Genomic DNA, 13,885 nt, shown 5'->3' with positions numbered 1-13,885 from the left:
CCGGGGCCCTTCCGTCATGCCGGTACGGCTACTTCTTGAGCGCGGTCATGAGGGCGAGCATGTCCTGGGCCAGCGGGACCTCGATCCCGGAGAGGTCGATCGGCTTGGTGTCCCGGATCACCTCGCCGGTGTCCTCGTTCCAGCTGGACATCGTGCTGAAGCTGATCGTGATCTCCACCTGACCGTCGAGCACCCGCAGTTCCGCCCCCTGGTCCTCGTAGACCTGAAGGTACGCCTTCTCCCCCAGCCCCTCGTACGGCTCCCCCGCGCCGAAGCGCTTCGCCACGGCGTCGAACTCGGGCCCGGGATCGGTGACCAGATGCCGGGTGTACGTGACGTCCCCGCTGTAGCCGGTCTCGGGCGGTCCGAAGGTCAGCGAGCAGTTCGCGATGTCCAGAACCGGATCCCTGGCTCCGTCCTCTCCGCTGTTCGATCCGCTGTCCGCCGTGCTGTCCGACGAACGCTTCCCGAGGACCCCGACGAGCGCCTTCAGCTCCGCCGTCTTGCACAGGCTCTCCACGCTCTTGTACCCGCGCATGTCCGGCCCCCCGTCCTGGCGCTTCTCGTACGCGTAGACCCCCCCGCCCCACGCCGCCGACGCCGCCACCGCGCCGCCGAGCGCCCACAGCCAGGGGCGGCGGGTGCGGGGCGGGCGGGGCGGGGCGGGCGGCGGGGTCTCGGTGAGGACCTCGGAGGTGACGAAGCCGTCGCCGCCGTCCAGTTCCGGCTCGGATATCACGTGCTCTTCTCCCCCTTGACGGCCCCCGAGCCCGGTGCCGGGGTCGGGGCCACTTCGAACGCGGTCGCGCCGCGCGGTTCCGGTGTGCTGCGCAGGGCCTGTTCGGTGCTGTACGCGCGCAGGTAGCCGACCACCGTGTTCGACACGGCCACCAACGGGACGGCGACCACGGCACCGCCGATGCCCGCGGTCAGACCGCCGGCCGCGACCGCGAGGACGACGGCCAGCGGGTGGACCCGTACCGCGCGGCCGAGGATGAAGGGCTGGAGCACATGGCCCTCGATCTGCTGCACGGCGAGGACGACGACGAGCACCATGAGCGCGGTGAACAGGCCGTTGGTGACGAGGGCGACGACGACCGCGAGGGCGCCGGAGATCACCGCGCCGACCAGCGGGATGAAGGCGAACAGGAAGATGAAGACGGCGAGCGGCACGGCCATCGGCACGTCGAGGAAGTAGAGGCCGAGACCGATGAAGACCGCGTCGATCAGGGCGACGAGCACCGTGCCGCGCACATAGGCGGTGAGGGTGCGCCAGGCGCGCGGCCCCGCTCCCGCGACGCCGGGCCGGGCCTGGGCGGGGACGAGCTTGAGCGTCCACTCCCAGACCTTCTTCCCGTCGTAGAGCAGGAAGAGCGTCGAGAACATGGCGAGCAGGATGCCGGTCATCGTCTCGACGACGACCGTGACGCCCTGGAGGCCGACGGAGGTGATCTGCTCGGCGTTGGCACCGACGGAGTCGCTGAGGTTCTTGGCGATTCCGTTGATCTGCTGCTCGGTCACGTGCAAGGGGCTGTTGAGCAGCCCGCGCTTGAGCTCCTCGATACCGTCCTTGATCTGGTCGGACAGGTTGTCGATGTTGTCCATGACCTGCCAGACCACGAACCAGCCGACCAGGCCCATCACGACGAAGCCGGAGACGGCGGTGACGGCGGTGGCGACACCGCGCGGCATGCCCATGGTGCGGAGCCGGGCGACGGTGGGCTGGAGCAGGGCGGTGACGAGCAGCGCGGCGACGAAGGCGAGGACGACGAGCTGGACGGAGCTGATCACCTTCATCAGCACCCAGACCGTGCCCGCGAAGACGAGGAGCCGCCAACTCGCCTCCGCGGCCACGCGCATGCCCCAGGGGATCGCGGCGACGGGGTCGGGGCGGGCGGCGACGGCGGGGGCGTACGCGGGAGGGGCGGGGACGGAGCGGCCGGCTCCGTCCGGGGCCTCCTCGGCCGTGGAGACCGTGGAGGGGGGTGGGGCGGTGTCGACGTCCGAAGGGGCGGGCCGCTCGGGCACGGCGGCGTTCGCGTTCGCGTCCTCGCGCGGAAGGCCGCCCGGCGCGGGAGGCCCGACCTCGCGCCCGGCCTCGCGCCCGGCTTCGTCCTCGGCCTCCGCCTCGGCCCTGCGCTCGTCCAGGCGTTCACCCATGCGGCTCAGGCTCTCGCCCAGCCGTCCCAGCCATCCCGGCAGTCTCGACATCTCTTTCCTCTTCCCCCCGCTCGTCCTTCGACCCACCCGCTCCCCGGAAGCTCATGGGCCTTCGCAACCTACACGCCTACGCGCAAGAGCCCCCCACCGTAGGACGGTGAGGGGCTCCCGGAGGTTGAGCACGCCGGTACTAGTACCAGCGGTTGGCCTGCCAGAACGACCAGGCGCCACAGGGGCTGCCGTAGCGGCCGTCCATGTAGCTGAGGCCCCACTTGATCTGGGTGGCGGGGTTGGTCTGCCAGTCGGCGCCGGCCGAGGACATCTTGCTGCCCGGCAGGGCCTGCACGAGGCCGTAGGCGCCCGAAGACGGGTTGACCGCGCGGTAGTTCCAGGTGGACTCGTGGTCCACGATGTTGCTGAAGCACTGGAACTGCGAGGCCGGGATCATCTGGCGGGCCATCGCCTTGACCTCGGCGACGGAGTACGACCCCTGCGCGGAGAAGCTGGAGGCGTCGCGGACCGCGGAACGGCTGGCGCGCTCGGCGGCCTCTTCCTTCTCCCGCTCCTTGCGCTCCTCCTCGGCCTTGGCCTCGGCGGCGGCCTTGTCGGCGGCCTCCTTCTTGGCCTCGGCGTCCTGGGCGGCGCGGAGCCGGGCGTTCTCCTCCGCGGTCTTCTTCGCGGTGGCGTCGGCGGCAGCGGCCTGGACGTCGGCCTGCTCCGAGAGCGAGGAGACCTGCACCTGGGCCTGCTCGCCCGCGGGGATGTCCGCGAGCAGCGTGGTATCGGCCGCGGTGGCCTCGAAGTTGTCTTCCGAAGCCTGCACGGCGTTGCCCGAGGCAACGCCGACGACGGCGCCGACGGTGGTGACCGCAGTGGCCGAAGCCACCGCGAATCCCCGGACCGAGATCCGGCTCACACGGTTTCCTTCCAGCATCGCCCGCATAGGTGACCACGCGGGCGAAATCGTGCCCCTGGCGCTGGTCTCCGACGTACTGGGTCACTGAAGACACGGGCCCGTGATGCTGTGGGCGGCATACGGCTGACGGCTGTTGAGTTGTTCATGGGGTGTGCGCCTCTGAAGGTGCACGTGTGCCGTATGCGGGGCCTGACGGAAGCAAGACTTTGCCGGACGGCGGCACCGCAAGGCAATTCTGTGTTGCGTGTGAAAGCTCACACCTCGGCAGACGCAGGTGTTTTTGACGATGCAGCGGACAGGAGAGCGCCGCCCGGCTAAGCTCCTGCGCTTTGCCGGGCGGCGCCAACTGTCGTACGCGTACGGATGCGTACGAAACGGGTCAGATCTGAACGTCCTCCAGCATCTCCGTCACGAGCGCGGCGATCGGGGAGCGCTCGGAGCGGGTGAGGGTGACGTGGGCGAAGAGCGGATGCCCCTTCAGTTTCTCGACCACGGCGACGACTCCGTCGTACCGGCCGACCCGGAGATTGTCGCGCTGGGCGACGTCATGGGTCAGCACGACCCGCGAATTCGCCCCGATCCGGGACAGAACGGTCAACAGGACGTTCCGCTCCAGGGACTGGGCCTCGTCCACGATGACGAACGCGTCGTGGAGGGAGCGGCCCCGGATGTGGGTGAGCGGCAGCACCTCCAGCATCCCGCGCCCGAGGACCTCCTCGATGACCTCGCGGCTCGCGACCGAGGACAGCGTGTCGAAGACCGCCTGAGCCCAGGGGCTCATCTTCTCCGCCTCGCTGCCCGGCAGGTAGCCGAGCTCCTGGCCGCCGACCGCGTACAGCGGGCGGAAGACCATCACCTTCTGGTGCTGCCGGCGCTCCAGGACCGCCTCCAGGCCCGCGCAGAGCGCGAGCGCGGACTTGCCGGTGCCGGCCCGGCCGCCCATCGAGAGGATGCCGACGTCCGGGTCGAGGAGCAGATCGAGCGCGATCCGCTGCTCGGCGCTGCGGCCGCGGAGCCCGAAGGCCTCCCGGTCGCCGCGGACCAGCCGGACGTTCCCCTCGGAGGTGATCCGGCCGAGCGCCTTGCCGCGCTCGGACTGGAGCACCAGGCCCGTGTGGACGGGAAGCTCGGCGGCCTCCGGCACGTACAGCGTGTCCTGGTCGAAGAGCAGGTCGACCTGCTCCCCGGAGAGCGCGAGCTCGGACATCCCGGTCCAGCCGTTGGCGTCCGTGATGGCCAGTTCGGCGCGGTACTCCTCCGCGAGGAGACCGACCGAGGAGGCCTTGATGCGCAGCGGCAGGTCCTTGGAGACGACCGTGACGTCGTACCCCTCCGCCTGGAGGTTGCGCGCGACCGCGAGGATCCGTGAGTCGTTGTCCCCCAACCTGTAGCCGGCGGGCAGTACGCCGGGGTCGGAATGGTTGAGTTCGACACGCAGGGTGCCGCCGAGCTCCCCGATGGGGAGCGGGGCGTCGAGGCGTCCGTACTTCACCCGGAAGTCGTCCAGCAGGCGCAGGGCCTGCCGGGCGAAGTAGCCGAGTTCGGGGTGGTGCCGCTTGGCCTCCAACTCGGTGACCACGACGATCGGGAGCACCACTTCGTGCTCGTCGAACCGGGACATCGCGTTGGGGTCGGCCAGCAGGACGCTGGTGTCGAGAACATAGGTGCGCCGGTCGTTAAGTCGGCGCTTCGTGCTGGTCACCACGGAAGGACAGACCCCCTCTGAAGACCCCTGTGAGGTCGGGGCGCGACGGAACCGGTGTCGCTACGGAATGGGACCGGGCTCAGGCCGCGATGCACGGGCCGAACCACGGCCCTCCGCTTCTCCCGTACGTGTCCCGCACGGTCGTCCTGGTGCAAGGGGCCTCCCGGGTGGCGGTCTCCGTGCCGCTCACTTCACCAGGGATATGCCCTCGAACCAGCCATGCCATGCCATGGCATATGACGACGTGTTCGTGAACACGAGGTGATCGGTTCCGAGAGGGTGTGTCCTACGTTTGACCAGGAAGGCTCAGGTGCCGTAGCGCCGGTGCCGGGCCGCGTAGTCGCGGAGGGCCCGCAGGAAGTCGACCTTGCGGAAGGCCGGCCAGTGGACCTCGCAGAAGTAGTACTCGGAATGGGCGCTCTGCCAGAGCATGAATCCGGAGAGGCGCTGCTCGCCGCTCGTACGGATCACCAGGTCGGGGTCGGGCTGACCACGCGTGTACAGGTGCTCCGAGATGTGCTCGACGTCGACGATCTCGGCTAGCTCCTCGAAGCTCGTCCCCCGCTCCGCGTGCTCCAGGAGCAGCGAGCGGACCGCGTCCGCGATCTCCTGGCGGCCGCCGTAGCCCACCGCCACGTTCACCAGTATTCCCGTGTTGGCGTGGGTGGCCTGCTCGGCCTCCTTCAGCACGGACTGGGTACGGGCGGGCAGCAGGTCCATCGTGCCGACGTGGTTGACGCGCCAGCGGCCGTCGGCGGCGAGCGCGCGCACGGCGTTCTCGATGATGCCGAGCAGCGGGACGAGCTGCTCCTCGGGCCGGTTCAGGTTGTCCGTGGACAGCATCCAGAGCGTGACGACCTCGACGTCCGTCTCGGCGCACCAGCCGAGCAGCTCCTGGATCTTGTCCGCGCCCGCCTTGTGCCCCTGCTCGGGGGTCCCGCCGGACGCCTTGGCCCAGCGCCGGTTCCCGTCGAGGATGACGCCGATGTGCTTGGGCACCTGGGCGTGGTCGAGGCGGCCTTCCACCCGGCGTGCGTAGAGCCCGTACACCAGGTCGCGCAGGTTCACTGTTCTTTACCTCTCCATGCAGCGGCGGTCCGCCCGGCAGCGGCGGTCCGCAAGCCGCCACACTACTGCGCACGGGCGACAGGCTCCCAGCCCGGGACTGTCACAGGTCCGTGATAAGCAGAGATACGTGACTGATTCCCCCCTGTACCGCGCCTCCGCGGACCGCTACGACGCCATGGAGTACCGCCGCACGGGCCGCAGCGGCCTCAAGCTCCCGGCGATCTCGCTCGGCCTCTGGCACAACTTCGGCGACGACCGCGCGCTGGACAACCAGCGCGCGATCCTGCGTCGCGCCTTCGACCTCGGCGTGACCCACTTCGACCTGGCGAACAACTACGGACCGCCGCCCGGCTCCGCCGAGCTGAACTTCGGCAAGCTCTTCGCCCAGGACTTCGCGCCTTACCGCGACGAGCTGATCGTCTCGACCAAGGCCGGCTACGAGATGCACCCCGGCCCGTACGGCGAGTGGGGCTCCCGCAAGTACCTGCTGTCCTCGCTCGACGCCTCCCTGAAGCGGATGGGCCTCGACTACGTCGACATCTTCTACTCGCACCGCTTCGACCCGCACACCCCGCTGGAGGAGACGATGGGGGCCCTGGCCTCCGCCGTGCAGCAGGGCAAGGCGCTGTACGTCGGCGTCTCCTCGTACAACAGCGAGCAGACCGCCGAGGCGGCCCGGATCCTGCGCGAGATGGGCGTCCCGGCCCTGATCCACCAGCCCTCGTACTCGATGATCAACCGCTGGACCGAGGACGACGGCCTCCTCGACACGCTGGAGGAGGCCGGCATGGGCTGCATCTCCTTCGTGCCGCTGGCCCAGGGGCTGCTCACCAACAAGTACCTGAAGGGCATCCCGGAGGGCTCGCGGGCCACCCAGGGCAAGTCCCTCGACCCGAACCTGCTCTCCGACGAGGTGCTGCGGCGTCTGCGCGGCCTCGCGGCCATCGCGGAGCGGCGCGGGCAGTCGCTCGCGCAGCTGGCGCTGTCGTGGGTGCTGCGCGACGAGCGGATGACCTCGGCGCTGATCGGCGCGTCCAGCGTCGCCCAGCTGGAGGAGAACGTGGCGGCGCTCGCGGCCGCTCCGCTGACGGACGAGGAGCTCAAGGAGATCGACTCGTTCGCGGTCGACACCGACGGCACGAACATCTGGGCCGGCCGGGGCTGACGCCTGGCCGCCGGATCCGGCGGCCGATACGGCGGCCAATGCGGCTACCGATGCGGCGGCCGATACGGCGGGAAAGAAAAAAACGGGCCGGTCCGTGGGGGGGATACGGACCGGCCCGAGGGGGGGTTTCCACCATAACCCTTCGATAGTCGTGCTGCGCGCCAGGTGCACGGAACTCACCGCCCTGGATTTCCCGGATCCCGGTCGGGACAAGGGCTGTGAGGCCGTGTGGCGGGTTTGCGCCCCGGCGTGGCGGCGGGGTTCCGTCGTGGCGTGGCGTTGACGCACGCACACTTCAGGGGATCGCGCTGAACGCCCCGAGGAGCAGTCCGAGCAGAGCTCCGACCAGCATGAACGGGCCGAAGGGGATCGCCGAGGAGCGGCCCCCGCGGCGCAGCAGGACGAGCCCGAGGCCGTACACGGCGCCGAGGAGGAAGCCCGCGAAGGCCCCGGCGAACAGGACGCCCCAGCCGTACCAGCCGAGGGCCGCGCCCAGCGGAAGCGCCAGCTTGACGTCGCCGAAGCCGAGTCCCGCCGGATTGATCACGAAAAGCACCAGATAGGACCCGCCGAGGGCGAGCGCGCCGAGCAGCGCCCCGAGCCAGGAGCCCGCGTCGTACGGCAGGAGCTCGGCGCCGCCGAGGAGCAGCGGGACGGTGGCGGCGAGCGGCAGGGTGAGCCCGTCGGGGAGCCGGTGGACGCGGGCGTCGACGCAGGCGAGGAGGACCGCGAAGGGCGCGCCGAGCAGCCAGACCGCCAGCTCGGGCCGGGGCCCGCCGGTGGCCGCGGCGAGCGCGGCGCAGGCGAGGGCGGTGAGGAGCGGCGCGGCGAGCGGGCTGGGGGTGGTCGCGCAGCCCTGCCGCCCGGGCCCGCCGAGCCAGCCGCGCGCGGGTCCCACGAGCGGGTGCCCGGCGGGACACCGGTCGCGCCACGGCTCCTCGGCCGGCACGGCCAGCCGGTACGTGGCGCGCGGGACGAGCAGCCCGACGGCGGCCCCCCACAGGGCGGCGACGGCGATCAGCGTGACGTACACGGACCGACCCTAGGGGCCCGTGCGGCTACGGTCTGGCGCATGGGGAAATGGGAGGACGGACCGGGAACGCTGGTGGTGACCGCTCAGTCGGTTCCGCTGGAGGTGGCGGCGTCGTACCGGGCGCGGCGGCGGGGGCTGCTCGGCCGGGACGGGATCGCGGGGGCGCTGCTGATCACGCGGACGAACAGCGTGCACACCTTCGGCATGCGGTTCGCGATCGACGTGGCCTATCTGGACCGCTCGCTCCGGGTCCTGTCCGTGGTGACGATGCGGCCGGGGCGTCTGGGCATGGTCAGGCCGCGCGGCCGGCACGTGCTTGAGGCGGAGGCGGGCGCGATGGAGGCGTGGGGGCTGTGCCCGGGCGTCTCCGTACGGATCACGGCGGGCCCGAGCCGAGCAGGGTGAACGCCCCGTAGGCGGCGGAGGCGAGCGCGAGCCCGGCGAGGACGGGCACGGCGGTGCGGGTGCTGAGCCGCGCGAGGGCCACGGCGGGCGGGAGCAACAGCCCGAAGGCGGGCATCATCAGGCGCGGCCGGGAGCCGAAGTAGGCGGCGCCGACGAGGGAGACGAGGACGACGCCGATCGTGTAGACGAGCAGCGGCAGCGGCTGCTTCTGCCGTACGCAGAGGGCGACGAGCCAGCCGAGGAGCGCGAGCGCCGCGCACAGGCCGAGGGCGGCGGGCCAGGGCAGGCCGGCGATGAAGCGGGCGAGGGCGATGCCGCCGTCGATGGAGTTGCCCCAGGCGGCCTGGACGTCGAAGTAGGCGGTCGCGCTGCCCTGGCGGACGCCGACGTACACGACGTATCCGAGCCAGCCGAGCGGGGCGATCAGCACACCGGCCACCGTCCGGAGCGGCAGCCTCCGCTCCTGTACGAGGGTGACGAGGGCCGTGATCCCGAGGGCGGCGATCAGCGCGGCGGCCGTCGGCCGGGTGAGCCCGGCGGCGGCGCACAGGGCGCCGGCCAGGATCCACCGGCCGCGCAGGACCGCGTACAGCGACCAGGCGGCGAAGGCGGTGAACAGGGTCTCCGTGTACGCCATCGACTGCACGAACGCGGTCGGGTACACGCCCCAGAGGACGGCGAGCAGCACGCCGGTGCGCTCGCCGGCGAAGTGGGCGCCGCATTTGTAGATGCCCACGGCGGCGGCGAGGCCGGCTGTCCAGGACACGGCCAGCCCGGCGGTGGCCGCGTCGACGGGGAGGACGGTGGAGAGGCCCCGCTCCAGGGCGGGGAGGAGGGGGAAGAAGGCGAGGTCGGAGTGGACGGCGCCGTTCGGCAGGGTGACCTCGTACCCGTATCCGTTCTCGGCGACGCGGACGTACCAGACGGAGTCCCAGCGGCCCTTGAGCCGGTGCAGCCCGTCCTTGCCGGTCGCGGCGGCGGCGATCGCGAGGACGGCGAGGCCGATGAGCCGGGTGGCGACGTATCCGCCGAGGGCGGTGAGGGTGGGGCGCGAGAGGCTGGTGGGACGGCGGGGCAGGAACATGCGTCCGATTATCCCGAGGTCGCCCTACGTCTCACCCAAGGGGCCTTATCCGCACGAACTTCGCGGAGAGAACGGGTCCGAGTTGCCGGACGATGGCGTGGCCGGGCTCCTGAGGGGAGGGCAGGTCGCCGAGGAACGAGGTGACGATGACCTCGTCGATGCCCATGACACCGCGACAGCACTGCTCTTCCAGGAAGTCGAGCGTGCGGCGCCAGTCGGCGGCGGTCGGGTCCTCGCCGAGGAAGGAGCGGACGGTGCCCTGGACGACGTCCCAGAAGAAGACGTGCGGCAGGACGCCGCCCTGTGTCATGACATGGGTCTCGTAGGCGCCCCGGAACTCGGGAATCCGCGTGACGAGATCACTGACCAGCTGGACACTCGGCGTCGATGTCATCGGCAGCCCACCTCGGAACGGTCCCTGTGGTGTCGGGTACTCCGATCCAGGATGCTCCTCCGCCGCCCGTGCGTCCCGTCACTTTTGCACTTTCCTGACGACGAGTTTCTTGGGGTTTTCCACAGGGGGTGCGAAGTGTCGCTCTTCCGTGGATCGTTGGGCGTATGTACGAGTTGGCGATCCTCGCGAGGGGCGGGGTACTCCTGACGGTGTGGGCGGTCGCGGCGGGCTGGTCCCGGGGCCGGCTGGCGGGGCGCCTGCGCCGGGACGGGTGGCAGGGGATCTGCCGGGGCGCGTGGGCGGCACCGGGTAAGGAAGTGGACTGGCGGGTGCGTGCGACGGCGCTCCAGCTCCTGCGCCCGGAGCTGGTGTGCAGCCACGGGACGGCGGCGCGACTGCACCGCATCGAAGTGCTGGGCAGGACCGTTGACCCAGCCTTCCTGGACTTCACGGCACCGGCGACGTCCCGCTCGACGCACGACGCCCTGATACGGGTCCGCTCCACGTCCTCCCTCACGGACGGGGACTGCGCGATACGGCGCGGCCTGCGGGTGACGACCCCAGCACGGACGGTCGGCGACCTGATACGGAGCTGCGGCAGCCGTGAGGAGGCGGTCGTGGCGGCGGACTCGGCGCTGGCGCGGAGGGCGGTCGGCGGCGTACGGCGCGAGGCGCTCGTCCGGTACGAGGAGCTGGCCGCCGAACTCGCCGCGCCGAGGCCCGGCGGCCCCAGGGCCCGCGCCTGGCTGCGCCTGACCGAGCCGGCCTCGGGCTCCCCGGCGGAGTCGGTGGCCCGTCTCCGCATACGGGACGCGGCGCTCTTCCCGGAGTCTCAGCCCCCGCTCCGCACACCCGAGGGCGGGACCCTGCGCCCCGACTTCCTCTTCCGCGAGGCGGGCCTGGCGGTGGAGGTGGAGGGCTACGCGTTCCACGGCACGCGCCGGGCCCACGAACGGGACGTCGCCCGCTTCAACGCGCTCCAGTCCTGCCCGGAGGTCCGCCGGGTCCTGCGCTTCACGGCGAGGGAGGTCTTCACGACCCCGGACCGCATGACGCGAACGATCCGGACGGCCCTGACCTCCCTCTCCCGCTAAGGGGCCGTCGTCCGGGGGAAGGAGACCTCGACGCGCCGGTTCTTCTTGCGGCCCTCCTCGGAGGCGTTGTCCGCGATCGGATAGTCCTCGCTGTAGCCCCGGACGTCGAAGGCCGTCCCGGGGTCGAGACTCCGGGCGAGGACCTGCTGCACGGCGACGGCGCGCTGCTTCGAGAGCTTGAGCCCGTGCTCGTACGTCCCGAGGTTGTCGGTGAACCCGAAGACCCGGACGCGGCCGGAGCCGAGCTTGTTGACCTCGGCAGCGATGGCGGCGATGCGGGAGGTGGCGGCGGGGCTCAGCTTGGCACTGTTCTTCGGGAACAGGACCTCGGCCTGAAGCGCGAAGGTCACGTCCACGTTGGTGTCCTGCCGGCGCTCCGCACCGCCCTCCTCCTCGACGATCTGCTTGATGTCGAGCACCTTGGCGGGCGCGAGGGTGGCGCCGTCGGGGAGCATGAGCGCGGGCGCGTTGGCGTTGATGGCGGGCGGCGCAGCGGCGATGCCGGCGGAGCCGGGCGGATCGTCGGCGTGCGCGGTGGGCATGGTGAGCGGCCAGACGCCCACGGAGACGAGGGCCAGGGCGGCCAGGCGGCGGTTCGTCGTCGTCATGGCGTCGCCTCAGGAGAGTTTGAGGGTGGCGGGTTCGAAGGTGGGGAGCTGGAACGAGACGTCGGTGGTGGAGGCGGGGGGTGCGGGGAATTGCATGAATACGTCGGCCGCCGCCCCTGCCGGGAGGATGTCGAGCGCCGAGGTAGTCAGCGGTCGCCCGTCCGTGTCCCGCAGAACGTAGTACCTCTTCTTACCCACGGAGTCGACAAGCGTTGCACCACCCAGAGAGTTGCCGTGCTTCACAACCTCGGTCTCGTCGCCCCTCATCTGGGAGGGGAGGGCAACAGCCGAATCCGAGGTGTTCTTCAACTGGCCCTTGACCGTCAGGAAACCTCCCGAGTCACGTTCCGCGGAGTTGATCACGAGCTCCACGCCCTTCTGCCCTTTGAGGACAGCCAGTGTCTCCGTCGGCTCCGCGACCTCCTGCGAACCTTGCGTGGTCGCATCCTTCTGAGGCGCGGATGAAACCGCTGCCGGCTTGTCCGCTTTCGGTTTCTCCTCAGCTCCGCAGCCGACCGCAAGGAGAGCCACCGACGTCACCGCGAGGAGGGTCAACCCTCGTCGTGCGTACCGAACGTTCATGAAGCGCGCTTCCTTTACTCGTCGTCGCAGGTCATTCGGACAATCGGACCGTGAAGAGGTCGACGGCGCCGGGCAAGGTCGGGTTCTCGGGATCGATCTCCCAGGAGTCTCCGTTGCAATCGAGCCCCTCGATCGGGCCCTCTTCTTCTTCCTCCCCCTCGCCCTCACCGGGTGCCGATGGCGTGGGAGTCGGCTCCGAAGTGGGCTCCTGCAGCGTGAACGTGCAGCGCGGCTCGATCACTGCTTCAGCAGACGCCGTTGCCTGCTGCGACTCAGAGCCCGTTGTGCGTACCGTCACGCGGAACCCCCAGGAGGCGAGAGGCTCACAGCCGTCCCCTGAGAGGTTTGCCTGATTCCGGGCCGCGAACTCACCCGCCTGCTGGCACGCAGAGCGATCGACGTACGCCGTCCCTTGAAGGAAGCCAGCCCACTGTTCAGGGACGAGGGCTACTTCAAGCCAGTCGTCCCGCAGCTGCTCCCGAGCATCCTGAGCGGCTGCTAGCGCCGCTGCGTCGGCCGCTGTCTGCGCGCTGTTCCGAGCGAAGGCCGCCTGCCCCACCAAGAAGTAGGCGAGCGCGAGAAACAATAGACCCGCCACGACAGCGATGTAGATAGGAAACGCCTGGCCCGAATCCCCGCTTCGCCGTGCCGATCGGGCTACTTCGTCAGGTCGGCAATCTTCTGCGTAATGGCGTTCTTGATCGAGCTGCCGATATCCGTGCCAGTGATCGCCACCACGATCGCCACCACCACCACGATGATCCCGAGGTACTCCACCGCCGTCTGCCCGCGGTCCCTCGTGGACCTTGTCGTCCAACTCCATGCCCGGACCTTGGCCTTGGTCACGGCCTTCAGCATCACGTCGTTCATCGTGGTCCCCTCCGCGTTCAGACGCCTGCGCACCGGCACGGTGAGCCGGTGGTCGTGTCGGCTCACAGGGCCCGTGGGCCCACCTGGTGCCGGTCATCGGGTCGGCCTGGTGCCCAGCCAAAAGGCTAGGGCCTCGGCGCGCGTGGCGGTGTGGAGTTCAGCGAAGGCGTTGGAGCAAGTCGCGGCGATCCGCTGATCGTTCAGGCCCATGGCAATCAAGTCCCGTCACCCCCACCTCTCTCACACTCGGTCCGCACTCTGTCACATGCGGTTGCGCGCGCGAAGCAGGTTCGTCAACCTGCGGTGAGATTGAGACAGTTGCCGCCGCCGTCGTGACCCTAGGTCAGGCGTCGGTCCCGCCACCCGGGTGGCGTGATGGCGATCTCGACCGTCCCGGGCCCCGAGCTCTGCGGCGCTCGGTAGCCCGGTGAGGGCCGTCCCGGCCGTCATCGACCACCGTGCGCGCTTCCCGCCGGACGCGAGGGCGCGCACCGCGACGCCTTCGCCGCGACGTGGCCGTACCCGGAGGAGGCGACCACGCGGGCGGCGCGGCAGCCCGTACGGATGTGCGTGCGCTGCTGCGCGATCACGACCGCCCCGGTCGTCGTCTCCGAGGTGCACCAGAACTCCGGGCCCGGATTCAACGTCCACGCCTGCCCGGAGTGCGCGCCGGACTTCCCGCCCGTGCCGGACGTGCTCGACCTGTTCCACGACCGGGACCGGCGCCGGGGCGGTGGCGGCCGCTGAGCGCGCGCCCCACGGTGATCCGGGCCCGCTCGGCCATGGCCTGATCCGGTTCGC

At 70.7% G+C, this 13,885-nt stretch carries 15 protein-coding genes and 1 pseudogene; 4 read left to right on the top strand and 12 right to left on the bottom strand.

Features of this window, described 5'->3' with window-relative positions; all coding sequences use genetic code 11:
* Positions 1 to 28: 28 nt before the first annotated feature.
* The 5 genes from ACFWWU_RS11330 to ACFWWU_RS11310 all read right to left on the bottom strand — a co-directional run bounded on the left by ACFWWU_RS11330 (position 29) and on the right by ACFWWU_RS11310 (position 5,849).
* Positions 29 to 739 (bottom strand): hypothetical protein, encoded by a 711-nt coding sequence (locus tag ACFWWU_RS11330; protein WP_384142417.1) that lies wholly within the window; start codon positions 737 to 739, stop codon positions 29 to 31.
* Positions 736 to 2,211, bottom strand: a complete 1,476-nt coding sequence (locus ACFWWU_RS11325; RefSeq protein WP_384142414.1) for an AI-2E family transporter — start codon at positions 2,209 to 2,211, stop codon at positions 736 to 738. Before ACFWWU_RS11325 ends, ACFWWU_RS11330 begins: the two co-directional genes overlap by 4 nt.
* Before the next feature lie 139 nt (positions 2,212 to 2,350).
* The gene (locus tag ACFWWU_RS11320) at positions 2,351 to 3,094 is read right to left on the bottom strand and encodes a transglycosylase SLT domain-containing protein (protein ID WP_384142411.1); all 744 of its coding nucleotides are present in this window, start codon (positions 3,092 to 3,094) and stop codon (positions 2,351 to 2,353) included.
* A gap of 361 nt (positions 3,095 to 3,455) precedes the next feature.
* Positions 3,456 to 4,781 (bottom strand): PhoH family protein, encoded by a 1,326-nt coding sequence (locus ACFWWU_RS11315; RefSeq protein WP_384142408.1) that lies wholly within the window; start codon positions 4,779 to 4,781, stop codon positions 3,456 to 3,458.
* Between the two features lie 306 nt (positions 4,782 to 5,087).
* Positions 5,088 to 5,849, bottom strand: a complete 762-nt coding sequence (locus tag ACFWWU_RS11310) for an isoprenyl transferase (protein ID WP_329621406.1) — start codon at positions 5,847 to 5,849, stop codon at positions 5,088 to 5,090.
* Positions 5,850 to 5,976: 127 nt separating this feature from the next.
* Between ACFWWU_RS11310 and mgrA the strand changes: the two genes are divergently transcribed.
* Entirely contained in the window at positions 5,977 to 7,014 is a 1,038-nt protein-coding gene (gene mgrA / locus ACFWWU_RS11305) for an L-glyceraldehyde 3-phosphate reductase (RefSeq protein ID WP_384142404.1), read from the top strand.
* A 295-nt stretch (positions 7,015 to 7,309) separates the two neighbouring features.
* Here mgrA and ACFWWU_RS11300 read toward each other — a convergent pair whose 3' ends face one another.
* On the bottom strand, positions 7,310 to 8,047 hold the full coding sequence (locus tag ACFWWU_RS11300) for a prepilin peptidase (RefSeq protein ID WP_384142402.1): 738 nt from the start codon (positions 8,045 to 8,047) through the stop codon (positions 7,310 to 7,312).
* A gap of 39 nt (positions 8,048 to 8,086) precedes the next feature.
* Between ACFWWU_RS11300 and ACFWWU_RS11295 the strand changes: the two genes are divergently transcribed.
* Complete coding sequence (locus ACFWWU_RS11295) at positions 8,087 to 8,452, top strand: DUF192 domain-containing protein (protein WP_384142399.1); 366 nt, start codon at positions 8,087 to 8,089, stop codon at positions 8,450 to 8,452.
* On the opposite strand, the gene ACFWWU_RS11290 is transcribed toward ACFWWU_RS11295, so the two are convergent.
* Positions 8,424 to 9,536, bottom strand: coding sequence for a mannosyltransferase family protein (locus ACFWWU_RS11290; protein ID WP_384142396.1), 1,113 nt, complete (start codon positions 9,534 to 9,536; stop codon positions 8,424 to 8,426). The genes ACFWWU_RS11295 and ACFWWU_RS11290 overlap by 29 nt on opposite strands.
* Before the next feature lie 31 nt (positions 9,537 to 9,567).
* Entirely contained in the window at positions 9,568 to 9,930 is a 363-nt protein-coding gene (locus ACFWWU_RS11285) for a hypothetical protein (RefSeq protein ID WP_384142392.1), read from the bottom strand.
* Between the two features lie 164 nt (positions 9,931 to 10,094).
* Between ACFWWU_RS11285 and ACFWWU_RS11280 the strand changes: the two genes are divergently transcribed.
* Positions 10,095 to 11,024 (top strand): endonuclease domain-containing protein, encoded by a 930-nt coding sequence (locus tag ACFWWU_RS11280; RefSeq protein WP_384142389.1) that lies wholly within the window; start codon positions 10,095 to 10,097, stop codon positions 11,022 to 11,024.
* On the opposite strand, the gene ACFWWU_RS11275 is transcribed toward ACFWWU_RS11280, so the two are convergent.
* The 4 genes and pseudogenes from ACFWWU_RS11275 to ACFWWU_RS11260 form a co-directional block, all read right to left on the bottom strand.
* On the bottom strand, positions 11,021 to 11,632 hold the full coding sequence (locus tag ACFWWU_RS11275; protein WP_384142386.1) for an OmpA family protein: 612 nt from the start codon (positions 11,630 to 11,632) through the stop codon (positions 11,021 to 11,023). The two genes, ACFWWU_RS11280 and ACFWWU_RS11275, sit on opposite strands and share 4 nt — an antisense overlap.
* 9 nt (positions 11,633 to 11,641) lie before the next feature.
* Complete coding sequence (locus ACFWWU_RS11270; protein ID WP_384142382.1) at positions 11,642 to 12,214, bottom strand: hypothetical protein; 573 nt, start codon at positions 12,212 to 12,214, stop codon at positions 11,642 to 11,644.
* Between the two features lie 31 nt (positions 12,215 to 12,245).
* Positions 12,246 to 12,830 (bottom strand): annotated as a pseudogene (locus ACFWWU_RS11265) (pilus assembly protein TadG-related protein); the annotation flags it as partial.
* A gap of 41 nt (positions 12,831 to 12,871) precedes the next feature.
* A complete protein-coding gene (locus ACFWWU_RS11260) occupies positions 12,872 to 13,084 on the bottom strand; it encodes a Flp family type IVb pilin (RefSeq protein ID WP_384142378.1) in 213 nt (70 codons plus the stop codon).
* Between the two features lie 564 nt (positions 13,085 to 13,648).
* Between ACFWWU_RS11260 and ACFWWU_RS11255 the strand changes: the two genes are divergently transcribed.
* The gene (locus ACFWWU_RS11255; RefSeq protein WP_384142376.1) at positions 13,649 to 13,831 is read left to right on the top strand and encodes a hypothetical protein; all 183 of its coding nucleotides are present in this window, start codon (positions 13,649 to 13,651) and stop codon (positions 13,829 to 13,831) included.
* The last annotated feature ends 54 nt before the right edge of the window (positions 13,832 to 13,885 follow it).

The sequence above is a fragment of the Streptomyces sp. NPDC058650 genome, from assembly GCF_042717315.1.
In the GTDB taxonomy this organism is placed as follows: Bacteria; Actinomycetota; Actinomycetes; order Streptomycetales; family Streptomycetaceae; genus Streptomyces.
The sequence above is the reverse complement of the archived record's forward strand: the minus strand, read 5'-3'. Positions and strand labels throughout refer to the sequence as shown.